Here is a 25724-nt window from a genome sequence, read left to right as displayed (position 1 = left end):
ATAAATTTTATTAAATCGTTTTAAATTCAAAAAGTAATAATGAGTATCATCTAAATACAAAAAAAACAGCCACTTTTTGAGGCTGTTTCCCAAATGCTTAAGTCATCACATCACTTTTTCTAACAGAACATTTAAAAGAACTTTGTAATGGTTTGAATAACAACGGCATTCACAATATCAACAAAAAATGCGCCAGTTAGAGGAATAATTAAAAATGCTTTATGCGAAGGCCCATAAGTATTGGTTACAGCTTGAATATTGGCAATAGCAGTTGGTGTTGCACCTAAATTTACCCCACACTGACCTGCACACAATACTGCTGCATCATAATTTTTACCCATAACTCGGAAAGTGACAAAAAACAGATATAAAGCAAGAAAAACCGTCTGAACGATCAGAATGATCACCAATGGACCAGCTAAATCAGCAAGTAACCACAATTGCAAAGACATCAAAGCTATGGCTAAAAATAATGCCAGCGAGGCATTACCAAATACATCGATACAACGGTCAAACAGTTCAATTTTAAATACATATTCCAGTGTATTCCGTAAAAACACCCCACAACCCAATGCCCATACAAAAGTCGGTAACTCAAACCACTGTCCTTTGGCAACACCGGTCATGAAATTAGCAAAGACGATACACAGTGCAAACATTCCTATGGTTTTAACCGCATCATCAGCGGTAATCAAACGGGTTTTTTCTGGATATTCAAATGGCGCTGTTTCAGCAGATGGAGGAGCTTGCATACGCGCTGCAGATGGTGCTATTTCTTCAGCCAATTGATAACGACGAATCAGAAACTTTGCAACTGGACCACCCATCATTCCACCAATAACCAAACCAAATGTCGCACTCGCCATTCCTAAGACAATCGCACCTTTGATACCATAATTTTCTTCAAAAATACTGCCCCATGCTCCAGCTGTACCATGCCCACCAGTTAAAGTGACGGATCCTGCAATCAAGCCAATCAAAGGATTTAAATCGAGTGCGGTTGCCAAACTTATCCCAACAGCATTTTGCAGTAGCACATAAATCACTACGCAGACCATAAAAAGAAGCAGCGACTTGCCCCCTTCTTTTAACTTAAGCAGACTTGCACTCAGTCCAACAGAAGTAAAAAACATCAACATAAAACTTTGTTGAATATTGGCATTAAAATTTACGGTTAAATTAAATTGCTTAAAAAGCACAAAAGTTACAGCAGCAGCAATTAACCCACCTACTACAGGTTCAGGAATATTATATTGCTTCAATATACTGATCTTATTTACAAGAAAATAACCAATAAAAAGAACGGCTACAGCAATTGCAATCGTGCCAAAAATATCAACATTAATGTTCATTGTTAACCATTCAAAACTTTTATGGCGTTATTAATACTTAAATTTACTCAATAATTCATTAAAAAATATGTAAAAAATAAATTTAAAACTCTTATTCGGCTATTCGTTGGTCAAAATATTTAGAAGAATTTTCATCATTATATAGATTGAATTTATCGTTGTTATTGTGAAGCACTCAGCGCAAATAAAGCGAGCATTGATTCGTCTCAGCCAATTTAAGAATGGATAGTGCTATGTAGATGATGACCTAATTAAACCTTGATAAAGGTATATTAAAATAGAAACAAGGAAGCGCTATGCTTCCTTGTTTCCATTCTTATAAAGTATTTATCTATTTTTTAACTTCTATTTCAGCAGCAGAATTTGAATCATTTTTATACTCTGACATTGTCAATAATTTAGAGCTTTCTAAACGATCATCAGCATCAAAAACCATTTCATAAGAAGTTTTTTTCCCATTAAAAGCTGATTCTGTTGGTGTGCCAATAATTTCCCAAAGTCCAAAAGTGACAACATCTGCCGCACCATGCCAAACCGCACGGCTTATTTTATTGGCCTTTGAATACCCTTGCATAAATGTGTAAATTTCATAACGTTTACCATTTTTAAATTCAGATGTAATAGGTGCTCCAATTTCAGCAATAATTAAACTACGATCTACACCTTTATTAAATATTGATAAATCTTTTTTTGTCGGTTGCTTTGTTGCCATGACAGCAGCGCAACCTGTATTTAGAGAAATTACAGCACATAAAACAATTTTTGATAAACTTTTAATTTTCATACTTCATTACAATCCAATGCGTTATGTCGACAATCCATTCTTTTGTTCAGTTGTAATTGCCTGATCATTTACATTGTATCTGAAGTGTAACTTTAGAAAAAGTTATTTTTAATCGTTACACTTCACTTTCTCATTTATTTTTGATTGTATAAATCCCTTTTGAATCATACTCACTCAGGTAACTTATAACCGCAATTTGGACAGAAACAATACTTGTTTTTTTCTCTTTCCAATTCCTGTTCTTTACGTTCACGAATCAGTTGTAAAACAATATCTCGCGTCTGTTCAGCAGATAAGCCAACATCTCTACGAATATCATCAATCTTGTCTTCATCATGAATGATGTCAATTTCACAGCTTTCTAACAGATCTCGAAACTTCAACTCCAGTTGTTGTTTCCTTAACTCCAACTCATTGGCTAAACCATTTGCCAAGATACCAGCGGGTAAAGCGGCCAATCCAACACCGAGTATGGTAATCAAAGCTCCAAGGAAACGTCCAAGTGGGGTAATTGGCGTTACATCACCATAACCCACAGTAGTGAGCGTCACCACCGCCCACCACATAGATGCAGGGATTGAGCTAAAGACATCAGGTTGCGCACGACCTTCGACAACATAAATGCCTGCTGCCGCCATCACGATCATAATCACCAAAATAAAAATCACGGCTTGAAATGAACCCTTTTCACGTTCTATAACGCGCAGTAGAATCTGTAATGAAATAAAATATCGGGTAAGTTTTAATAAACGCAGTAAGCGTAGAATCCGTAAAAACCTTAAATCAATATGTACAAAGAAGTTGATATATGCAGGTAAAATCGCCAGTAAATCGATAATCGCAGCGCCACTGGTCACATATTTCCAACGTACTTTCCATTCAGAATCAAACGGTTCTTTTTCTGCAACACTCCAAAAACGTAAAATATATTCAACGGTAAAGACAATGATTGAAAAATCCTCAAATGCATCGAAGTAAAGCTGATAGGCTTTATAAACATCATTGATTGACTCTAAAAGTACCGCGACAACATTACCAATGATTAGAAAAATCAAAGAGAAATTGATCGCACGACTAAACCACGTTTCATAATCTTCATTATGCAAATTGTCATATACAAATTTTCGGAGTGTGTACCAAGCTGTGAATCGCATGCATTATTCTTTATTTTAAAGATAAATCATCTTAATACTTCTCGATTTAATTGCACATCTTCAGCTGCTTGAGTTTACAATTTTGTTGATTATTTTGACTGTTTAAGCATCGAACTCAAATTATAAATATATCTTATTCATTGCATAATTTTTTGTTATACAATGGGGTCTGTTGACAATTCGTCTATGTTTGCGACAACGTGTTTTTTTTAGGCGATACTAGGCACGAAATACGAAATTTAGTCATTCTAAATGAGTAGTTCGAAACGACGTAGCGGCAAAAAACACGCTAGTCCCCCGCTGCGCCTTGCGCTGCAAACAAAGCAGTGCTTTGTTCTTGCTCAGGGTTGTGGCTAAAATTATCTCAGTCTACGTTATGAAACTCGAAAATAGTCTCGCTATTCTCTTCGTTTCATGCCTTGCCTGCTCAATTTTAACCTACAACGCAAGCCATTTTTGAAATGTCTACAGACCCTAAATAAGATTACAATGTCTTATTGAATCATATGCAATTTGTGAAGGCGCGGTTGAATTTTATCGTTTTAAAGCTATTTTTATAATCTTTTTAAAGCGTAGAATAAGGTCGCGGACAGTATCGTTAAAGGCACCCTTTCCTCTAAAGATACTATCCGCTAAATCAAAGCCAGTCTCCCAAATGTCTTTGATTTGATAAGTTTATTCTAGCGTTCTACTGAATAGAATGTTTCCCGTATTTAATATAAATCTCCAGTATTTTCGGAATGATTTTTCATATATTCGATTATTCTCGAAAATATTTTCTGTGGTAAAGCTCATGAATGAAAGTCAGTACACTTTAGATAGGATTGATCGCAAAATTTTATCGGCACTTCGAAAAGATGGTCGTTTAACGGTTGCTCAGCTCTCTGAACTGGTTGGACTCTCCTCTTCGCCATGTTGGACACGTGTTAAACGTCTAGAATCTTTAAATGTCATTGAAGGCTATACTGCCACCATTAATGCCAAAGCCATCGGGATTAATGAACTATTTTTTATTGAGATCACCTTAGAACGTCATGATGACGAAATTTTAGAACAATTTAGTGATGCACTCAGTCAAATGCCTGAAGTTGTAGAAGCGCACTTGGTAACAGGCGATTATGATTATTTGGTCAAAGTTGCGGTGAAAAATGCTGAACATTATGAGCGCTTTTTACGTAAAAATTTATATTCAATGAAAGGTATTCGTCATACCCGCTCTATTTTTGCTTTACGTCCTTTAAAGCTTGAAAATAAATCAGACCTCATGATGATTGAATAAGCAAAAAATCTTGAGAAGAGTTTTCATATTGAGGCTGGAAAACTCTTCTATTCAGTATATTTTTTAGCCATTTTAAAGTTACAAAAAGCTTAACACCTACAAAAAATAGTACTTTAGTCTAAGAGTTTTTTGAATATTTATTACACAAATATACTAATCAAATTTTAATCTGGTTGTTTTTTGTACACATCTTTACAAATTTAAAAACAAATTATTTCATATATTTAAATCATTTACGAAAAAAATCATTACACAAACTAACATTTATGTAACTTTTCTACATTACAATATTATTAAAACTTGATGAAACAGGAAATATATGAAGAGATTTTTTAAATACCTACTGATTGTCATCGGGGTTATTTTTGTTATTGGATTGATCTTTTTATTCAGACCAATTGCTTCTAAAAAAGTCAACACAACAGCAGATGAACCAGTTGTAGATGTGGTACTTGTTGGTGGCGGTATTATGAGTGCAACCTTGGGGACTTACCTCAATGAAGTTGAACCAGACTGGACCATCAATATGTATGAACGTTTGGATCAGGTAGGTCAAGAAAGTTCTGCGGGATTCAACAACGCAGGAACGGGACACTCTGGCTTTATGGAAATGAACTATACCCCTGAAAAAGACGGTAAAGTTGATATTAAAAAAGCCATTGATACTGCTTCACAATTTGAAGTAAGTAAACAATTCTGGGCTTATCAGGTCAAAAATGGCGTGTTGGGTCAACCAAACAGCTTTATTAATCCTGTACCACATATTGCCTTTGTTTGGGGCGATAGCGTGAACTACATGAAAAAACGTTATGAAGCGATGAGCCAAAGCCCAATGTTCGAAGGATTAAAATATACTGAAAATCCTGCTGAAATTAAGCAATGGGCGCCTTTAGTTATGCAAGGCCGTGATGCAAACCAAAAAGTTGCTGCAACACGTATGGACGTAGGTTCTGATGTAAATTATGGTTCAATTACGACTCAATTAATTGATCATTTGAAAAAACAGCCTAAATTCAAACTTGAAACTTCATCTGAAGTAACAGGTATTAGTCAAAATGCAGACAAAACTTGGACTGTATCGTTTAAAAATCTAAAAACCAACACAACCAGCCATGTTAAAACTCGTCATGTGTTTATTGGTGCGGGTGGTGCTGCGATTAGATTATTACAAATGACAGGTCTGGAAGAAACTAAGCAATATGCTGGCTTCCCGATCGGTGGTATTTTCTTGATGACAGACAATCCAGCTGTTACATCACAACATACTGCAAAAGTCTATGGTAAGCCTGAATTAGGTGCACCTCCAATGTCTGTACCACACATTGATACTCGTTACGTTGATGGTAAAAAGTATGTATTGTTTGGTCCATTCGCAACCTATTCAAACAAGTTCCTAAAAAATGGTTCTCAGTTTGATTTGATTGATGCGACCAACAAAAACAATGTGATTCCGATGGCAACCATTGGAATGGAAAATCTGGACTTGGTGAAATATTTAGTCAGCCAAGTGGCGATGTCTAAGCAAGATCAGTTCAATGAATTGAAAAAGTATTATCCAGATGCAAAAATTGAAGACTGGACTTTAAGCCAAGCTGGCCAACGTGTTCAAATCATCAAAAAAGCACCGGGTAAACCTGCAACACTTCAATTCGGTACTGAGATCTTCACCTCTAAAGATGGTTCAATCACAGGCCTTCTTGGTGCTTCTCCTGGTGCATCAACCTCTCCATACATTATGCTGAGCTTGATGGAAAAAGCATTCCCTGAGCAAGTGAAAGGTAAATGGAATCCAAAATTGCATGAGATTGTGAAGTCTTATCAACAGGATCTAAATACCAACCCTGCTCTGCTTGATCAAGTGCGTACATATACCAGCTCGACTTTAGGTTTAAACTACACACCTACTCGTAAAGCTGCAAATGATGCGACAGCCGCTGCTGCACCTGCTGTAGCAAATGCACATTAATTTTCTTGTGTAAAAAAGATGAGCTACGGCTCATCTTTTTTATGGCTGAATATCTCATTTTGTGTTTTAATACAACCAGTATGAGATGAGCCTTATATAAGTATAGAGTGATCTATACGACTAGCCCCTGAATAAGGGGCTTTTTATTGTCTGATCATTTTATCTATAAGTTAAATGAGTATTATTATTTTAAAACACAGTTAGAATATAAAAGTGATAAATTTCAAAGACACATACGAGATGATTTCAATTATATCAAGTTAGATTAAATTGTTTAAAATCATTATGCATAATGAAATAAATAGAAAATGAAGATCAATCGTAGAATATTAATAAATATGAGATATAGAATTAAGACTTATTTTTAATCAAGCTATGTATAAGCTGTTTTAAATTATCTTGAATATCTTTAGGCAGTTGTATAAATAGTGCATCTATGGGCATCTGATCCCAGTTTTCAGCAATGTTTTCATCATCATCTAAGCTTTCTGCCAATAAAAACAATTGCGCTACAGTGCAATTAAAAGCTTCAGCAAGGTACTGGAGTATTGCAGGACTGTACCCTTGATTGCCATTCTCAAGATTGGAAATATTACTTTTTGAAGTATTGGAAAAATCGGCTAATTGCTGCTGAGTCCAGCCTTTCCGTTTTCTCAAATAACGTATTGCATGACCTATATTCATTCTTTGATATTAGCTTAACAAAGTATCTTAGACGTATTGCAATGCAATATATTCTGCACCATAAGTATTGTTTTACAAAACAATAGTTTTGCAATACAATACCCATTGATTCACTAAAACTTAAAAAAATGATGCCTTATTCTAATATTATTCAAAATTTATCTGCGGATTTAGCAAGTTCATTTGCCTTGATTCAAAGTATGCTTAAAAACTATTTCATGGATTTAAATATTTTAGTGGTTGATAAAGATGAGTTTGACTACTTCTGTATGGCATTATTATTTACCATGTGTTCAAAAAATATAAGCAATGATGATCAAGAGTTTATTCTATCTGGTTTCAAACACTCAGAATATGCACAAATAAAAGTTAATTATTATATTGAGTATTTTAATTTAGACTCCTCTTGTCTTATCGATGACCTAGAGATCAATTCACTAACAAATGCATTATTTGATTCTGTGAACACTGATTTTGATCCATCGAGCATCAATCATTATGTCGTTATTTTAGATTTTAAAAATATGATGGCTGATATTTTAAAAATGTATAGTTAACAAATTATTATTTTTATCAAAAAATAGCTGTACTAAATTCCTAAATGAACAATATACAATTGCCCATTTGAATCAATGACTTGTTTAATACATCCTTTCAGTTGGTCAAACTGGTCGACCACTTTATATTTCTGAAATATTAATTTTTCTTGCTCTTCAGCAAATTTATAAGTATATCCTTTACTAAATTTTAGAAATTTCGGAGATAGTTTTATAACATTTACAATACTGCTGATTATGTTATATGTGACTAAAGCCCCTTCAGAATCAATAATCGTTATACCATAGTAATTTAAACCAGTATGTCTAACCTTTTTAGATGGATTATAAGTTGGTATCTGTTGTAAAAAACCATAAAAAACATAATTAGATCATCATGTATAGATACATCATAAGGTACTTGATTAACCAGTTGCATATGATCTTCATATGCATATGTTTCTTTATTTAAAACAACAAAATCGTGTACTTGAGCCATTTCTCACCAGTTTATATAAAATTGATGCAATTCCTTTTACCCTATTGTATAAACCATTCGAATATCATTTTAACCATTATATTTAATTAAATAGCACATATAAGCTTTTTTATACATAAAACTAAGGGCTGATTAATCAGCCCTTAGTTTTAACTCAATTTAATCTATTTTTCAATAAATTAGCTTAATTGAGCAGCAGCAATTTTCTTAGTATCGATGTCTTTAGCAGCATCTGTATACTCGCCCATCTTGTCGAAGTTCAAGTATTGATAGATGTCAGCAGACATGCTGTCGATTTGAGCAGCATATTGTTGATACTCTTCTGGAGAAGGCAATTTACCAAGTACAGCAGCAACAGATGCAAGCTCAGCAGAAGCTAAGTATACATTTGCGCCTTGACCTAAACGGTTCGGGAAGTTACGCGTAGAAGTCGATACACAAGTTGTGTTCGGAGCTACACGTGCTTGGTTACCCATACATAATGAACAACCTGGCATTTCAGTACGCGCGCCAGCTTTACCATAAATGTTATAGAAACCTTCTTCCATCAATTGATGCTCGTCCATACGTGTTGGTGGAGCCAACCATAAACGAGTAGACAATGAACCACCTGGTACTTTATCAAGTAATTTACCAGCAGCACGGAAGTGACCAATGTTCGTCATACAAGAACCAACGAACACTTCGTCAATCTTAACGCCTTGAACATCAGAAAGAAGTTTAGCGTCATCTGGATCGTTCGGGCAGCAAAGAACTGGTTCTTTAATGTCAGCAAGATCAATTTCATACACTTTAGTGTATTCAGCATCAGCATCAGCTTTAAGAAGTGATGGATTCGCTAACCATTTTTCCATGTTCTCAACACGGCGAGCCATAGTACGTGCATCGCCATAACCTTGAGAAATCATCCACTTCAACATTGTGATGTTAGAGTTCAAGTATTCAGCAACTTTCGTTTCAGAAAGTGTGATTGAACAACCAGCAGCAGAACGTTCAGCAGAAGCATCAGAAAGTTCGAATGCTTGCTCTACAGTTAGGTCAGTTTCCATTTCTGTTAAGTCGATTTCTAAGATACGACCAGAGAAAATGTTTTTCTTACCTTTTTTCTCTACAGTTAAGTCACCCGCTTGAATCGCGTAGTAAGGAATTGCATGTACAAGGTCACGTAGCGTGATACCAGGCTGCATTTTTCCTTTGAACTTAACAAGTACAGACTCAGGCATATCCAACGGCATAACACCAGTTGCAGCAGCAAACGCGACAAGACCAGAACCCGCTGGGAATGAAATACCGATTGGGAAACGTGTATGTGAATCACCACCAGTACCAACTGTATCTGGAAGAAGCATACGGTTTAACCAAGAGTGAATAATACCGTCACCTGGACGTAATGAAACACCACCACGGTTCATGATGAAATCAGGAAGCGTATGTTGCATTTGAACGTCAACTGGTTTTGGATATGCAGCTGTGTGACAGAACGATTGCATCACAAGATCAGCAGAGAAACCTAAGCAAGCTAAGTCTTTTAATTCATCACGAGTCATCGGACCAGTCGTATCTTGCGAACCAACAGTCGTCATTTTCGGTTCACAGTAAGTACCTGGACGAACGCCTTGACCTTCTGGAAGACCACAAGCACGACCAACCATTTTCTGAGCTTGAGTAAAGCCTTTACCAGTGTTTTCAGGTTGAACTGGAACACGGAATAAAGTAGATGCTGGAAGACCTAAAGCTTCACGCGCTTTAGTTGTCAAACCACGACCAACGATTAAGTTGATACGACCACCCGCACGAACTTCATCAAGAAGAACAGGTGTTTTCAACTCAGATTCAGCGATTTGCTCGCCTGCTTTAAATGCAGTGACTTTTGCTGCAGCATGATCAATTTTAAGAACGATTTCATCGCCCATGTTCATGTTAGCAACATCAATCTCTACAGGTAACGCACCAGCATCTTCCATTGTGTTGAAGAAAATTGGAGCGATTTTTGAACCTAAACAGTAACCACCGTCTTTTTTGTTCGGGATGTGAGCAATGTCATCACCAAAGAACCAAAGCACTGAGTTAGTCGCTGATTTACGAGAAGAACCCGTACCAACAACGTCACCAACATAAGCAACTTGGTTGCCTTTTGCGATGAGTTCTTTGATTTGGTTTAATGGACCAACTTCACCAGGAACTTCTGGGTTGATACCATCACGTACGTTTTTAAGCATTGCGTTTGCATGCAATGGGATATCTGGACGGCTCCAAGCATCTTGTGCAGGAGACAAATCATCAGTATTTGTTTCGCCAGTTACTTTGAAAACAGTAAGTTTGATTTCTTCTGGAACGTCTTTACGGCTAGTAAACCATTCAGCATCAGCCCAAGATTGCATAACGGCTTGTGCATTTGCATTACCCGCTTTGGCTTTTTCAGCAACGTCATGGAACGCATCAAATACAAGAAGCGTTTTTTTCAATGCTTCAGCAGCTAAGCTTGAAAGTGCAGCATCATCAAGCAATTCAACCAAAGGTGCTACGTTATAACCACCAAGCATAGTACCTAGTAAATAAACCGCACGCTCTTTAGAAACCAATGGAGAAGTCGCTTCACCTTTAGCCACAGCAGTCAAGAAAGCAGCTTTTACATATGCAGCTTGGTCAACACCTGCTGGAACACGGTTTTCAAGCAAATCTACTAAAAATGCTTCTTCACCCGCTGGTGGATTTTTTAGTAATTCAACCAAGTCAGCAGTTTGAGCATCGTCAAGTGGCTTCGGTGGGACTCCGAGTGCGGCACGTTCTGCAACGTGTTGGCGGTAAGCTTCTAGCACGGTGTAATTCCTCTTTTTAAAAATTTACCTGTGAATTCCTGCTTATTAAAGCTTCACAGGCAATATGGACTGTCAAATTTTACTAAAAATCAAGCCAAAAGTTAATGCAATGAACGTATTAATTCGTGATGACCATTATTTTATAAATAAATACTCATCACTTTTCGCTTCATTTAACTACAGATCTACACAGTACGCTTTCATCAGACGTTTATGTAAATTATTTCTCAAATTAATTCGAAAAAGCTCTAAAAATACAGGGTCTGTTGACAATTCGTCTACGTTTGCGACTACGAGTGTTTTTTAGATGATACAAGGCATGAAATATGAAATTTAGTCATTCTAAATGAATAGTTCGTAACGATGTAGCAGCAAAAAACACTCTAGTCCCGAAGGGTTGTGGCTAAAATTATCTCAGTCTGCGTTATGAAACTCAAAAATAGTCTCGCTATTCTCTTCCTTTCATGCCTTGCCTGCTCAATTTTAGCCTACAACGCAAGCCATTTATGAAATGCCAGCAGACCCTTATCTTTGTAAAACATGAACTTCACTTTAATAAAATTGAAGTTATGTTTACCTTGCCTTTAGACTGTTTCAGCCATAAAAAAAGCAACATATGTTGCCTTTTTTTTAGAACAAAGTACATTCCACCTTAGTGGACTGTCGTACTGTCTACATACTTTTGGAATTCCGTACGACAACCTTCAAATTTCATTTGTACTTCATCTTCATGAAACATTGAATGTTCAGTACACGCAAATGAAATTTTCACTTGGTATAACTTTGCTCGTTCATCAATGACTTCTTGAAAAAAAACTTGATCACCTAAACTCAGTACATAATGACTTCCGCTAATCACAGCGACACCATTGTCATCTTCTAAGAGCAAATCTGCATTATGTAAATAAGCAACTACTTCCATTGTCTCACTCCTATGCTACTTTTTATTTTCTATTTCTATAGTGTATATATGCTTTTCAATTTTTATGCTAATCATTTTTTGTGACGAGGCTTGTCGATTACTTATATATTCTCGATAACTCAACATAAAAAAACCACGTCATCGTAATCTTTATTCAAAAATACACCTAAACGATTTAAAGGAATGGACACTCAAAAGTGTGCATGTACTGATTACTCAAACTTCACGTTTCTAATTTACACAAATCGTATTCTTTCATTGTCTTCTGATCAGGTATATATCCTGCTTGTTGTGCTTTAAGCCATAAAAAAACCGCTCCTTAGAACGGTTTATAATCTGGCATTTTTGTCGGATCATGCGGTGTATTTAGACATTGTTCAAATGCTTCGTTCTTAAACTTTGCTTGAACTGCATCTTTATCCGCTTTTAGCTCTGCATCTGATAATGCATAGACTTTCTCTAAATACTCAAGTACAAAGCCCTTAGTTGTTGGATCAGTGACTTTATTTGCATACTCAATTGCTTCTTTCTTGGTAATCCCATTTTGACGATCTAAAGTAATAGAACGTGCAGCATTACCAATACTGGTACAGTAACCTTTCCAAATTTCTTCAGGAGTTGCAGGCTTTTTCTCAGTACAACCCGCCATCAATAAAACAGTGCTTATCGCACCTAAAATTACGAACTTCTGCATTAAAAAATCTCCAATTCCACACTATGATACTTAATTTTTCAGTAAATTGGAGAGTTTCTTGCTTTGAAATCTTACATTCCTCGCCAATCTACACGTGCATTGCGCTCAGTGGCGTAAATTCTTTTCACGTATTGCCCTAAAGGCAGTTCTAACAAATGTTGGCTAAATTCGGTAAATTCTTGAGAAATATTCTCTGCATATTCCTTTTCCCACGGTGTCGCAGGTAATTCTAATAACGGTGCAAGGATTGAACATACCGAGATATCTGCCAAACCAAGGCGATCGCCAACAAAATAACGGCAACCATTATCAATCAAAATCTTATTTAAACTGTCGATAGTCAGCTCTAAATTGTATTTAGATTCTTCGACTTTCTCTTTATCCAATTGATAACTTTTTGAAACCATGGTTTTTAGAATAGGCTTTGAAATTTTTTCAAATTGACGTAAATAACCTTTTTCACCAATCATAATTTCTAGCGGTTCATCGCCTTCTGCTAAAGCATGTGCCAATCCCCAACGACGTACATGAATACCTAACTCATTGGCAATCAAATCAATTTCTAAGGTTTTTTCACGAAGCGTGTGATCGGTACGAAGCAGTCGATGTTCAGGATAAACGTCATCTAAATACAATGCGATTTGAGTCGACCCCGCAATAAAGCGTTCTCCATCTTTTAAAATAGGCAACTTGTTTTGCCCTGTTTTAAGTTGTGCAAATGCACGATGGACACCTGGGATTAAATTCTGCGCAACAAAATCCAATTCTTTATGATCAAGCAACCAACGGGCTTTTTCACAGTAATGCGAGAGTGGGAATTGGTACAACGTACGCATGTAATCTCCAAATTATTTTTTTAATTAAAAGCTTAGATAAATCTAAAAGTTAAGATTAATCCTGAGTAATCTTGTGTACTTTAGACATTCATCGCTTGAATTACAATGTACTTTTTACTTCAATCGCTCGTCATATGACCCAATGCTTATTCTATGGTTATATCAGTTTCTTTATTCTTTATTCGTGATAGGAATAACAAAGCTGCTTCAGACTAAGAGCTCGACCAGAGGAATTCAAAACAAGTTATAAATTTCAATTATTTAACATATATTCAATATTAAAAAACTTTGCGATTTTTATCCTAACAATAATTTTAGATAAGTTAAGCACAATAGTTCGTTTAATTTTTACCGCAATATTGCTTAGCGTTTTGGTATCTATTGAAAGGTGCCAATATGTCTAGTTTGAATTCTTCTAACTCAGCCTTTGTGATCCAAAACGATCAACAAGCGATAAATGCAGCTTACCAAGTTGCTGATTTTGCTTTGGTAGAACGAAATATACGTGATCAACAACGAATTTTACCTGTTGATGTCATTCAAAAATTAAGCCTCAAAGGATTAGGCGGAATTCGCATTGCCAAAAAATATGGTGGTGCTCAAGTTTCAAATAAAACCCTTGCGCATGTTTTCCGTATTTTATCCAAGGCAGATGCAAGTGTTGGTCAGATTCCTCAAAATCAATTTGGCCTGTTAAATGCCATTGAGCATATCGCCAATGAACAGCAAAAACAGTTTATTTATACTGAAATTTTAAATGGTAAACGGCTTTCTAATGGTGGCCCAGAACGCAATACCAAAGATACCCGAACCATTGAAACACGTTTAGAACAGATCAATGGTCAATACCTTTTAAATGGTGAGAAGTTTTATTCAACGGGTTCATATTTTGCCGATTGGTTGGCGATACGTGCAATTCACCCAAATGGTCATATTGTTTTAACAATTATTGATGCAAAAGCTGACGGTGTTGAAATTGTTGATGATTGGGATGGCTTTGGACAACGTACAACGGCAAGTGGCACAGTGCGTTTAAAGAATGTTGTGGTTCACCCAGATCTTATTATGGATGAAAAACCACTTGCCGATGCGTCAAAATATCGTGGTGCGTACTCACAACTGATTCAGGTTGCGATTGATGTGGGTATTGCAGAAGCAGCCTTTGCAGATACTTTATCTGCAATCCATAAAGCGCGCCCAATCATTGATGCCAATGTGGGTAAAGCCAGTTTTGAAGCATATACCCTACAAGAAGTCGGTAAGCTCAATATCTTACTCGATGCATCGATTTTATTGCTTGATGAAGCCGCAGAATATTTAGATCAGTTAGATTCACAAGACATCGTCAGTCCTGAACAAGCCAGTAAAGCCTCCATTATCGTTGCTGAGGCAAAAGTGTATGCCAATGATGCAGCACTACTTATTTCTGAAAAATTACTTGAATTGGGTGGTAGTCGTTCAAGCCTAGAAACTCATAATCTCGATCAACACTGGCGTAATGCTCGTGTGCATACCTTACATGACCCTGTGCGTTGGAAACTTCATGCCATTGGAAACTATTACTTAAATGGTACGCAAAATCAGCGCCATGCGTGGATTTAAAGTTAAACGACTTTGTTACTCATCAGGGAAATATATATGACAACTTATCAAGATATCAATAAAACATTGGATGTACACAATCATCCCTTTGCGCAAGCACATATTATTCAAAATGATCAAGAAGCTTTAGAAATCGCGCAACAGTTGAGTCAGCAATTTAAACAAAATGCGGTACTCCGTGATGCTGAAAGAATTTTACCATTTGATGAGGTTGAAGCTTTTAGTCAATCAGGGTTATGGGCGATCACAGTACCGCGGCAATATGGTGGTGCAGAAGTATCTAGTCACACTGTTGCTAAAATAATTGCATTATTCAGTGGCGTAGATGGCTCTATTGGTCAAATCCCACAAAACCATTTTTATGCACTGGAAGTATTACGTAATACAGGCACCGAGCAGCAAAAGAAAAAACTCTATAGCGAAGTACTTCAAGGCGCTCGTTTTGGCAATGCCCTCGCTGAATTTAAGACCAAGACTGCTGCACAAAAGCATACCCAAATTAGTCATACTGAACATGGTTATGTGGTCAATGGGGAAAAGTTCTATTGCACGGGCAGTCTATTTGCCCATCGCATTCCGACATTAGTCCGTGATGCTGAAGAACGTGAATATTTGGCTTTTATTTCTGCCGATGCACAAGGCTTACAACGTATCAATGATTGGTCAGGCTTTGGACAAAAAACCACAGGCAGTGGCACCGTTAAATTCAATCAAGTTTTTGTGGAATCTGAATATGTCATTCGTTTTGACACTGCATTTTCTGAACCCACCCTCGTTGGGCCATTTGCACAAATTATGCATGCTGCGATTGAAACAGGCATTGCGCGTGCAGCATTTGAAGAAACGATAGAACGGGTTAAAAAAGCGCGCGCATGGATTGATGCCAATGTAGAACGTGCAGACCAAGATCCACTGACCATTTATGAATTAGGCCGTGTTGCCGCTGATGTAAGAGCAAGTGAGGTTTTATTAAAACAAGCTGCTCAATCTATTGATGCGGCAAAATCACTACCTACAGTTGAAAATATTGCCAAAGCCTCACTAGATGTAGCTAAAGTCCGTGCACACAGCACAGAAACAGCATTAAAAGCATCTTCAAAATTGATTGAGTTGGCTGGAAGTCGTGGTAGTCAACGTGCCGATGGTTTAGATCGACATTGGCGCAATGTACGGGTACATACACTGCATGATGCATCACGCTGGAAATATTATTTTATTGGAAACTATGTATTAAACAACATCCTTCCACCACGCAGAGGGACATTGTAATGACAAATACATCTCAACATACAGCACCTAAAAAACAAATCTTACTCAATGCTTTTGATATGAACAGTGTAGGTCATATCAATCACGGCTTATGGACCCACCCGCGTGATGAATCTCATCGTTTTAATGAGCTCAATTACTGGACTGATCTCGCTAAGACCTTGGAGCAAGGTTTATTTGATGGGTTGTTTATCGCAGACATTACCGGTGTTTATGATGTCTACCAGAATGGTATAGATTTAACCTTAAAAGAGTCCATTCAACTGCCGAGTCATGACCCATCCACCTTGATTTCAGCAATGGCAGCAGTAACCCAAAATCTAGGTTTTGGCGTGACCGTAAACTTAAGTTATGAAACACCGTACCAATTCGCACGGCGCTTCGCGAGTTTAGATCATCTGACACAAGGTCGGATTGGCTGGAATATTGTGACGGGTTATTTGGACAGTGCTGAACGCTTGATTGGGCAAAAAGGTCTAAAAGATCATGACTTACGTTATGAACAAGCTGAAGAATTTTTAGAGCTTTGCTATAAGTTTTGGGAAGGTTCTTGGGAAAATGATGCAGTACAAAAAGATAAGCAAAAGCGTATTTTTACTGACCCGAAAAAAGTTCATCAAATTAACCATCAAGGCCGCTTTTATCAAAGCCAAGGTGTTTTCCAAGTCTCACCTTCACCACAGCGTACCCCTGTGCTCTTTCAAGCAGGTGCTTCACCACGCGGTTTAGCATTCTCCACACGTCATGCGGAATGTGTATTTATTGGAGGGGACCAACCTGCAAAAATCAAACAACAAGTGGATAAGATTCGAGAATTGGCTGTACAGCAAGGCCGTAATCCAGAAGATATTAAAATCTTTGTGGGAATCACAGTGGTTACAGCTGAAACAGATGAGTTAGCTCAAGAGAAATTAGCTGAATATGCTCGCTATGCAAGTCCTGAAGCTGGTTTAGCACATTTCTCAAGTTCAGTCGGTATCGACCTATCCAAATATGCTGATGATGAAGCCATCCCATATCAACAAACCAACAGTATTGCTTCAGTCAATAATAAATTTAAGGAAAACCAGATCACACCTAATGATCTTAAAGCACAGCATCAACTCGGTGGTCGTTATCCACTGATTGTTGGAAGTGGTGAAACAATTGCTGAAAAATTAATTCAGTTGATTGATGAAACAGGTATTGATGGTTTTAACCTGACTCGTACTGTTGCGCCTGAATCACATCATGACTTTATTCGTTTTGTGATTCCTGAACTGCAACAACGTGGCAGATTTAAAACCAAATATAAAAATGGTTCTTTACGCAACAAAATCTTTAAACAGGGTGATCATTTAACCCAACAACACCCTGCTGCTGATTTTCGATGTCAAAACTCAAATCATAACAACAGCATCGAAACGGCAGATCGGCAAAAGCAAACTGCCTAAATATCCTAATCAGCAAACATGATGAATTGAATAATTTCACTTTAAGGGGTGTCACATGACTCAAATAAACTCACCTGCAAATGGTAAGCCATCCAAAAAATCAGGCTCCAAGAATAAATTTATTTTGCTTGGCGTGATCATTATTGCCGTGATTGCAGGACTTTTTTATTGGAACCAACATAAAAAAGCCGGTTCAGAAGAAATCACCATTGGTATTAGCCCACCCTTTGCCAAGCCTTTACAAGTTGCAGCAGAGGAAGCCAAGAAACAAGGGATTCATATTAAACTGGTGGAATTTTCAGATTGGAATACACCGAATATCACACTGAATCATGGTGATATTGATGCAAACTATTTCCAACACCAACCATTTTTAAGCAATGCGTTAAAAGAAACTGATTTTAAACTGAAACCGATTGCCACAGGTGTTGCAACTCATGTGGGTTTGTATTCTAAAAAATATGATTCTTTAGCGGCTGTACCTGAAAATGCACGTGTGGTGATTCCAAATGACCCAGTCAACCAAGGTCGTGCACTGTTGCTTTTACAACAGGCAAAACTCATCACCTTGAAAGATCCGAATAACCATTTATCAAACTTACAAGACATTAGCTCAAACCCTAAAAACTTTAAATTTATTGAAGTTGAAGGACCTCAAACTGCGCGTGCTGTAGATGATGCTGATTTAGTATTTAGCTACCCACTTTATTTACGTCTTGCAAAAACCATTGATCCAAACAAAGCATTATTACTCGATGATAATACCAATACACGTTATGCCATCTTGTTTGTTGTAAAAGATGACTATGAGCAAAAGCATCCAGAAAAAGCCAAACAGTTAAAAGAATTTGTAAAAATTTACCAAACTTCGGACAAGGTCAAACAGGCTTTGAATGATGATATTGGTGAAAATTTATGGTTCCCAGGTTGGAAATAAGGAATAACTCATGTCCCAAGTTTCCAAACTCAAAAACAAGAACCTGCTGATTGGTCTTGCTGTTTTCATCGTATTATTAGGACTTTTTACCTATCGTTATGTACAAAATCAACAAAAGGATAATGTACTCACGATTGGCATTAGCCCACCTTATGCCGAATTACTACAAACGGTTGCCAAAGAGGTAGAGAAAGATGGTATCCATGTCAAACTGGTCGAATTTTCAGATTGGCAAGCACCCAATGTTGCGGTACAAAACCGTGACATTGACGCTAACTTTTTCCAACAAAGTGTTTTTTTAAAGAATGCCATTAAACAAACCAATTACGATTTGCATGCTTTTGGTATAGGTAGCGGCAGCCATGTCGGTTTATATTCAAAACAATATAAATCCTTAGCCGCCTTACCTCAAAATGCTCGTGTTGTCATCCCGAGTGACCCCGTCAACTCTGCGCGTGCTTTGATCTTGCTACACCGTGCGGGGTTAATTCAAATCAAAGACATCAACAATGAACTTTCCACACTTCAAGATATTGTTTCAAACCCAAAACAGTTGAAGTTTTTAGAAGTTGAAGGTCCACAAACAGCTTTAGCTTATGATGATGCAGATCTGATTTTTGGTTTTCCGCATTACTTAAATATGGCAAAAAAAGCCGATCCGCATAGTGCCCTGTTTTTAGATCCCGTTGATAAAAAGTACGCCATTCTTTTTGTGACACGTACCGATTATCAAGACAAAAATCAAAAGTTAGAGAAATTTATTCAAGCTTTCCAAAACTCACAGCAAGTTCGAGATATTTTAGATAAAGATTTCGGCAAAGATATGTGGTTTGCAGGCTGGAAATAAGGAGAATAGAAATGGTAAGTTTCGGTTCGCATGTTGATTTTTCAGTCCCTCATATCAAAATTCGTGATTTGAATAAATACTATGATGGGCAAGATCAACAGATCCATGCATTAAAAAATATCAACTTAGATATCCCTCAAGGCAAGATTTTCGGCATCATCGGTAAAAGTGGTGCAGGTAAATCTTCCCTAATCCGAACCTTAAATGGTTTAGAAGGTATTTCTGAAGGCAGTATTCATATTCATCAACAGAATTTGGCTGAACTCAGTCATGCTGAGTTGATTCAAACACGTCAAAGAATTGGGATGATTTTTCAGCATTTTAATTTAATGTCTGCCAAAACAGTTTGGGACAATGTGGCATTGCCTTTAAAAATTGCCCATGTCGATAAAGCTGAAATTGAAACACGTGTTAACGATGTTTTAGAACTGGTCGGTTTGGGAAATAAAGCACATAACTACCCTTCACAACTGTCTGGTGGTCAAAAGCAACGTGTTGGTATTGCTCGTGCGCTGGTACATCATCCTGAAATTTTATTGTGTGATGAAGCAACGTCTGCACTTGATCCTGAAAGTACCTCAGTGGTGTTATCCTTGCTGAAAAAAATCAATCGAGAATTGGGGATTACCATTGTTTTAATTACCCATGAGATGCAAGTGATTCGTGAAATTTGCGATCAAGTGGTGGTAATTGAACATGGTGAAATCGTAGAGTCAGGACAAGTCTGGTCCGTGTTTTCACAGCCTCAGCAGAAAATCACACAAGAATTGTTAAACCTTGAACAACTCGATTTACCCTTTCCAGTGCATACAGTGTTGCAACAAGACTCAACCCATAGCATTTTAAAACTACGTTATGAAACCGATCCGAAAAACTCACCTGATTTAGTGGAACTTTTTCAAGTTTTTGAAAAATCGGTACATTTATATCAAAGTCATATCGACAATATCCAAAACCATTTGATTGGAACGCTGATTGTCGGTACTGAACAAACCCATTTAGACCTGCATAATTTACAAGAAAGGTTAAAACATCAAATTGCGCAAATAGAGGTACTTGGCTATGCAAGACCAACTCATTGATTTATTGCTGACAGGAACCATAGATACCTTACTAATGGTTGGCGTATCTGCCATTGTTGCCTTTTTGATAGGCTTACCTTTGGCGGTAATTTTGGTCAATACATCTGAACAAGGGATTTATCCATCTAAAAAGATCAATCATGCATTGGGCACGGTGATCAACATTACCCGATCTGTTCCCTTTTTGATTTTAATGGTGGCGCTGATTCCTTTAACCCGATGGATTGTCGGAACCAGTTATGGAGTCTGGGCAGCTGTTGTTCCCTTAACGTTAGCAGCCACACCTTTCTTTGCCCGTATTGCAGAAGTTAGTTTACGTGAAGTCGATCAAGGTCTAATTGAAGCTGCACAAGCGATGGGCTGTAACCGTAAGCAAATCGTTTGGCATGTACTTTTACCTGAAGCCCTTCCCGGTATTGTGGCAGGTTTTACAGTCACAATTGTCACCATGATTAACTCCTCTGCAATTGCGGGTGCAATTGGTGCTGGTGGTTTAGGTGATATTGCTTACCGCTATGGTTATCAACGCTTTGATATGCAAATGATGTTTGCTGTGATTGTGGTCTTGGTGGCTTTGGTCATGATCGTTCAAGCATTTGGTGACAGTTTGGCAAGCCAGTTGGATAAGCGGAAGATTTAAGTTTTTCCAATTAACTTAATTCGCATCAATATAAATAAAATAGATTCAGCTTTTGCCTTGTTGAATGATACAAGGCTTATCCATCTGTAGGGCGACATGGATGTCGTTGTTAGACCAAGGATAGTAACTTTACTTAATTTGATCCACTTATAAAAATCATATTAAAACTATTGTCACTCCCCTAGAATGCTCATTTTGTTCAATAAAAGTGCTGATCTCAGGCAAATATGTAGCACTTGATATATTTGAGATGATCTGATTTTAAAACTTATAGGTCGCAGACCTGACTTTGTCATGGCTTTCATGTAAAATCATCCGCAATTTTTATATAACACTTTGTGAGTTATTTCATGGGTTTTAATTGCGGTATTGTCGGCTTGCCGAACGTTGGTAAATCTACACTTTTCAATGCATTGACTAAAGCTGCTATTGCTGCGGAAAACTTCCCATTCTGTACTATTGAACCAAATACGGGCATCGTACCTGTACCTGATCCACGTTTAGACAAATTAACAGCCATTGTTAAACCACAACGTGTTATTCCAACTACGATGGAATTTGTAGATATTGCAGGTTTAGTTGCGGGTGCATCTAAAGGCGAAGGTTTGGGTAACCAATTTCTTGCAAACATCCGTGAAACTGATGCAATTGCACATGTTGTACGCTGTTTTGAAGATGAAAACGTAATTCATGTAAATGGTAAAATTGATCCATTAGATGATATTGCAACGATTAATACTGAACTTGCACTTGCTGACTTAGAAACCGTAACGAAAGCAGTTACACGTTTGGCAAAATCAGCTAAAAGCGGTGATAAAGAAGCCCTTGCAACAAAAGCAGTTTTAGAAAAAATTCTACCTTTACTTGATGAAGGCAAGCCAGCTCGTGCAGCTGATTTAGATGATGATGAACGTAAACTTGTGCGTGGTTTTGGTTTAATGACATTAAAACCAACCATGTATATTGCAAACGTTGCAGAAGATGGTTTTGAAAACAACCCACACCTTGAAGCTGTGAAAAAGTTAGCTGCTGAGGAAAATGCAATCGTTGTTCCGCTTTGCAACCAAATCGAAGCTGAAATTTCATTGTTGGATGATGAAGATCGCGCTGAATTCCTTGAAGCATTAGGCATGGAAGAACCAGGTCTAAATGTGGTAATTCGTGCAGGTTATAGCTTACTTGGCTTACAAACTTACTTTACAGCAGGTGTTCAAGAAGTGCGTGCTTGGACTGTAAAAGTGGGTGCAACTGCACCTCAAGCTGCGGGTGTAATTCACACTGACTTTGAGAAAGGCTTTATTCGTGCAGAATGTATTGCATATGATGATTTCATCCAATACAACGGTGAAAACGGCGCTAAAGAAGCAGGAAAATGGCGTTTAGAAGGTAAAACGTACATCGTTCAAGATGGTGATGTCTTGCACTTCCGTTTTAACGTATAAACGGATCTCATGCTTTAATGAGACAGGTTGAAGACTTCTTCAACCTGTTTTTTTTCATCATAGAATCTTTCGCTGGTTTTAGTTTGGTTTATAAATGTCTGACGAATATTTAAAACTTGTTTTTTAAATGCAGATTCAATGATCTATTGATTAATTTGTGGACCATCTTGATCATTCATCTCACCTCTATAAGGTCAGCCCTGTTTTTTAATGAAACACGTATTCAGGTTTTTATAAAAAATTATCAACATTTAAAATTATAATATTCCAGTAAATATACGCGATATTTATTTACAGCATACAACGTTCCAAACGTCTATCGCTAAACCCTGCCTCAATTCATCATCTCTATTTTGAAATCAGCTACACAATAATAAAGTTAAGTAGGTTGCACTTTTGATGTTCATATATAATAATGATAATTATTAGCATTATCACTATACTTAACATCACAGGATTGCTTCATGGCTTACTCTCTACCACAACTGCCTTATGCATACGATGCACTTGAACCTAATATTGATACAAAAACAATGGAAATCCACCATACCAAACACCATCAAACCTATATCAATAATATCAATGCCACAGTTGAAGGCACAGCATGGGAAAAGTTGTCGATTGAAGAACTGGTTTCAAAAGTGAATGAAGTTCCTGCTGATCTTAAAAATAGCGTGATTAATAATGGCGGTGGTCATGCCAACCACTCTTTATTTTGGACAGTGATGAGCCCTCAAGGCGGTGGAGAGCCAATTAAACAAATTGCTAAAGCAATTGACAGAGATATTGGCGGTTTTGAAAACTTTAAAGAAGCCTTTACTAAAGCAGCACTGACACGATTTGGCAGTGGCTGGGCATGGTTAAGTGTAACCCCTGAAAAGAAAGTCATCGTAGAAAGCAGTGCCAATCAAGATTCACCACTGATGAATGGCAATATCCCGATTCTGGCTTTAGATGTCTGGGAACATGCTTATTATTTAAAATACCAAAACCGTCGTCCCGAATATATTGCGGCATTTTATAATGTTGTGAATTGGGAAGAAGTAAATCGCCGTTATTTAGAAGCAATCCAATGAAATACTATACAGACCATATGACGATGCCAATGTTCAACTCTACACTGATTAAAAAAATAAAATTTTATATTGGTTGCGCCATTTTTTTCTTTGGTTTAGTGATATTTATCAAAGAATTCTTATTCTAAAATAAACAAAAATATAGAAATCGATAACCTTTAAGCCAGTTTAAATTACTGACTTAAAGGGTTTTATCTTGATTTTGATTGGTTATCTTTCAGATTATTTCGCGTGTAAAGCCTGTAATGATTTTTCATCCATTGCAGTACGTTGCTTTCTGGCTTCTGCTAGCATTTTTTCTTGTAGATCTTTACGAAAACCCAGCAAGAATACAAATTCAGCCAAGACAAATAATGGACCAATCGCTAAACCAACTAAATCGTCAACAAATGCAGGTTTTTTCTTTTCATAAAAATGCCCTACAAATTGGAATACCCATCCTACAATAAAGGTACCAATGCTGATACTTAGCCAAGTTCCCATGCCTAATTGGGCAATTTTATAGGCAAATGGATAGGCCACTGCATAAATAAGCAACATTAAAAAGCCGAATGATTTATCCAGACTTAAATAATAAATCACACTTAAAACCAGTAGAATCAATGCCAAAGTGATTTCAAAACCCGAAAGCATCACCCCTGCTCTAGCCGTTAAACACATAATTGAAAATACGATCATCGGAATACCAATAAAATGCGTAAATACATTTTTATGGTCTAAATGATAAGCTGCGTACTGGCTAAGAAGTTGTTCTAATCTGTTCATTTTCAGCGTCCTTGTTAATCTCTTCATTTCACTATATAAAAACGCTAAGATAAAAGTTGTCGTCTAGCTGACAAGTTGAATTGATTTTTCATTTAAATTTGCAAAGAAGTAGATAACAACAGCTTTCACAATAAATTTATTGATACATTATGGCCAGTGACTCTGTCATATTCACGCTAAATTGTTGCTCTTAAGAAAGATTGTAAATGGTTCTACTCTGCGCTTATCGCCACTGATTTTATCTAATGTAATTTCTACCCTACTAACTATGCAGTTAGATATATTTAGAAAATCAAAGCAAAGATTAACAATGATACATAAAAGGATATATTGTGCTGAATTCAACGGACCTTGAATTATTATCAAAGAATTTATGGTATTCACAACTGCCTATTCCTTTTCAACAATTGATTCAACAACAAGCCCATTATCAAAAATTTGACCGTGACCAAGCGATTTTCAGATCTGGCGATCTATTTAATGGTATCTATGCGGTCTTAGATGGTCGGGTACGCTTAGGCTATATTGATATTGAAGGAAATGAATCCGTTGCTGCTATTGCAGAACCGATTATGTGGTTTGGAGAAATTTCTTTGGTGGATCAGCAACCACGTTCGCATGATGCCATTGCTGTTGGAAAATGTTTAATTTTACATTTACCCAGCCAAGCGATTCAGAAAATTTTAACTGACTATCCGCAATATTGGTTCCATATCGCCCAATTGACCAGTCAAAAACTTCGCTTTGCTTTTTTAGAGCTCATCTCAATTCAAACCCAGCATATACAACAACGATTGGCTCAGCGTTTGATGTTTATCTTAAACGGCTACGGCAATCATATCCGTATTGAAAATAACATCATTCATTTATCTCAAGAACAATTGGCATTGCTGCTCAAATGCTCACGCCAGACCATTAATCAAGAATTACATTTACTCGAACAACAAGGTGTTTTAAAAATTGCCTTTAAAAAAATAGAAATATTAGATATCAATCAATTACATTCTATTGCCCACTCACTCGGCCAACTCTAATTTAACACATCACTTTTCTACTTTTAGACAATTATTAAATTCACCTTAAACGGCTGGAATATATAATCATTT

22 protein-coding genes are annotated in these 25724 nt (G+C 37.0%); 13 read left to right on the top strand and 9 right to left on the bottom strand.

The window, feature by feature from the left end; all coding sequences use genetic code 11:
• Window positions 1-131: 131 nt before the first annotated feature.
• The 3 genes from gltS to AC07U8_RS09335 all read right to left on the bottom strand — a co-directional run bounded on the left by gltS (window position 132) and on the right by AC07U8_RS09335 (window position 3290).
• Window positions 132-1352 carry a sodium/glutamate symporter gene (gene gltS, locus AC07U8_RS09345; RefSeq protein WP_004720888.1) on the bottom strand — a complete coding sequence of 407 codons (1221 nt, stop codon included), beginning with the start codon at window positions 1350-1352 and terminating at the stop codon, window positions 132-134.
• A 331-nt stretch (window positions 1353-1683) separates the two neighbouring features.
• The gene (locus tag AC07U8_RS09340) at window positions 1684-2136 is read right to left on the bottom strand and encodes a hypothetical protein (RefSeq protein WP_096733998.1); all 453 of its coding nucleotides are present in this window, start codon (window positions 2134-2136) and stop codon (window positions 1684-1686) included.
• A gap of 170 nt (window positions 2137-2306) precedes the next feature.
• Window positions 2307-3290: an ion transporter gene (locus AC07U8_RS09335; protein ID WP_151801695.1), complete on the bottom strand. Its 984-nt coding sequence runs from the start codon at window positions 3288-3290 to the stop codon at window positions 2307-2309.
• 793 nt (window positions 3291-4083) lie between these two features.
• Here AC07U8_RS09335 and AC07U8_RS09330 point away from each other — a divergent pair.
• Window positions 4084-4569, top strand: a complete 486-nt coding sequence (locus tag AC07U8_RS09330; RefSeq protein WP_004720894.1) for an Lrp/AsnC family transcriptional regulator — start codon at window positions 4084-4086, stop codon at window positions 4567-4569.
• Between the two features lie 319 nt (window positions 4570-4888).
• Window positions 4889-6535 (top strand): malate dehydrogenase (quinone), encoded by a 1647-nt coding sequence (mqo, locus tag AC07U8_RS09325; RefSeq protein WP_004720897.1) that lies wholly within the window; start codon window positions 4889-4891, stop codon window positions 6533-6535.
• 351 nt (window positions 6536-6886) lie between these two features.
• Here mqo and AC07U8_RS09320 read toward each other — a convergent pair whose 3' ends face one another.
• Window positions 6887-7219 (bottom strand): helix-turn-helix domain-containing protein, encoded by a 333-nt coding sequence (locus tag AC07U8_RS09320; RefSeq protein ID WP_004720899.1) that lies wholly within the window; start codon window positions 7217-7219, stop codon window positions 6887-6889.
• 128 nt (window positions 7220-7347) lie between these two features.
• On the opposite strand from AC07U8_RS09320, the gene AC07U8_RS09315 reads away from it, so the two are divergent.
• Entirely contained in the window at window positions 7348-7776 is a 429-nt protein-coding gene (locus AC07U8_RS09315; RefSeq protein WP_494737752.1) for a hypothetical protein, read from the top strand.
• Between the two features lie 657 nt (window positions 7777-8433).
• Here AC07U8_RS09315 and AC07U8_RS09310 read toward each other — a convergent pair.
• From AC07U8_RS09310 to AC07U8_RS09295, 4 genes are all read right to left on the bottom strand, one after another.
• Window positions 8434-11073 (bottom strand): bifunctional aconitate hydratase 2/2-methylisocitrate dehydratase, encoded by a 2640-nt coding sequence (locus tag AC07U8_RS09310; protein ID WP_209826267.1) that lies wholly within the window; start codon window positions 11071-11073, stop codon window positions 8434-8436.
• Between the two features lie 652 nt (window positions 11074-11725).
• The gene (locus AC07U8_RS09305) at window positions 11726-11995 is read right to left on the bottom strand and encodes a hypothetical protein (protein ID WP_004720907.1); all 270 of its coding nucleotides are present in this window, start codon (window positions 11993-11995) and stop codon (window positions 11726-11728) included.
• A gap of 319 nt (window positions 11996-12314) precedes the next feature.
• Window positions 12315-12689 (bottom strand): hypothetical protein, encoded by a 375-nt coding sequence (locus AC07U8_RS09300; RefSeq protein ID WP_004720910.1) that lies wholly within the window; start codon window positions 12687-12689, stop codon window positions 12315-12317.
• 71 nt (window positions 12690-12760) lie between these two features.
• Window positions 12761-13525, bottom strand: a complete 765-nt coding sequence (locus AC07U8_RS09295; protein ID WP_004821170.1) for a glutathione S-transferase family protein — start codon at window positions 13523-13525, stop codon at window positions 12761-12763.
• A gap of 396 nt (window positions 13526-13921) precedes the next feature.
• On the opposite strand from AC07U8_RS09295, the gene AC07U8_RS09290 reads away from it, so the two are divergent.
• The 9 genes from AC07U8_RS09290 to AC07U8_RS09250 all read left to right on the top strand — a co-directional run bounded on the left by AC07U8_RS09290 (window position 13922) and on the right by AC07U8_RS09250 (window position 23853).
• The gene (locus AC07U8_RS09290) at window positions 13922-15127 is read left to right on the top strand and encodes an SfnB family sulfur acquisition oxidoreductase (protein WP_494737751.1); all 1206 of its coding nucleotides are present in this window, start codon (window positions 13922-13924) and stop codon (window positions 15125-15127) included.
• Between the two features lie 36 nt (window positions 15128-15163).
• The gene (locus AC07U8_RS09285; RefSeq protein WP_494737750.1) at window positions 15164-16396 is read left to right on the top strand and encodes an SfnB family sulfur acquisition oxidoreductase; all 1233 of its coding nucleotides are present in this window, start codon (window positions 15164-15166) and stop codon (window positions 16394-16396) included.
• Window positions 16396-17829 (top strand): LLM class flavin-dependent oxidoreductase, encoded by a 1434-nt coding sequence (locus AC07U8_RS09280; protein ID WP_494737749.1) that lies wholly within the window; start codon window positions 16396-16398, stop codon window positions 17827-17829. The genes AC07U8_RS09285 and AC07U8_RS09280 overlap by 1 nt, the downstream gene beginning before the upstream one ends.
• Before the next feature lie 55 nt (window positions 17830-17884).
• Window positions 17885-18766 (top strand): MetQ/NlpA family ABC transporter substrate-binding protein, encoded by an 882-nt coding sequence (locus AC07U8_RS09275; protein ID WP_303576197.1) that lies wholly within the window; start codon window positions 17885-17887, stop codon window positions 18764-18766.
• A gap of 10 nt (window positions 18767-18776) precedes the next feature.
• Window positions 18777-19613 carry a MetQ/NlpA family ABC transporter substrate-binding protein gene (locus tag AC07U8_RS09270; protein ID WP_494737748.1) on the top strand — a complete coding sequence of 279 codons (837 nt, stop codon included), beginning with the start codon at window positions 18777-18779 and terminating at the stop codon, window positions 19611-19613.
• Window positions 19614-19624: 11 nt separating this feature from the next.
• Entirely contained in the window at window positions 19625-20695 is a 1071-nt protein-coding gene (locus tag AC07U8_RS09265; RefSeq protein WP_004821158.1) for a methionine ABC transporter ATP-binding protein, read from the top strand.
• Entirely contained in the window at window positions 20676-21335 is a 660-nt protein-coding gene (locus AC07U8_RS09260; protein WP_004720927.1) for a methionine ABC transporter permease, read from the top strand. The genes AC07U8_RS09265 and AC07U8_RS09260 overlap by 20 nt, the downstream gene beginning before the upstream one ends.
• Before the next feature lie 350 nt (window positions 21336-21685).
• Entirely contained in the window at window positions 21686-22777 is a 1092-nt protein-coding gene (gene ychF, locus AC07U8_RS09255; RefSeq protein WP_004720929.1) for a redox-regulated ATPase YchF, read from the top strand.
• 464 nt (window positions 22778-23241) lie between these two features.
• Window positions 23242-23853, top strand: coding sequence for a superoxide dismutase (locus AC07U8_RS09250; RefSeq protein WP_494737747.1), 612 nt, complete (start codon window positions 23242-23244; stop codon window positions 23851-23853).
• Between the two features lie 222 nt (window positions 23854-24075).
• On the opposite strand, the gene AC07U8_RS09245 is transcribed toward AC07U8_RS09250, so the two are convergent.
• Complete coding sequence (locus AC07U8_RS09245; protein ID WP_494737746.1) at window positions 24076-24618, bottom strand: Mpo1 family 2-hydroxy fatty acid dioxygenase; 543 nt, start codon at window positions 24616-24618, stop codon at window positions 24076-24078.
• A 332-nt stretch (window positions 24619-24950) separates the two neighbouring features.
• On the opposite strand from AC07U8_RS09245, the gene AC07U8_RS09240 reads away from it, so the two are divergent.
• A complete protein-coding gene (locus AC07U8_RS09240; protein WP_494737745.1) occupies window positions 24951-25652 on the top strand; it encodes a Crp/Fnr family transcriptional regulator in 702 nt (233 codons plus the stop codon).
• The last annotated feature ends 72 nt before the right edge of the window (window positions 25653-25724 follow it).

This window comes from Acinetobacter sp. GW821-FHT01E09 (assembly GCF_059422385.1).
The sequence above is the reverse complement of the archived record's forward strand: the minus strand, read 5'-3'. Positions and strand labels throughout refer to the sequence as shown.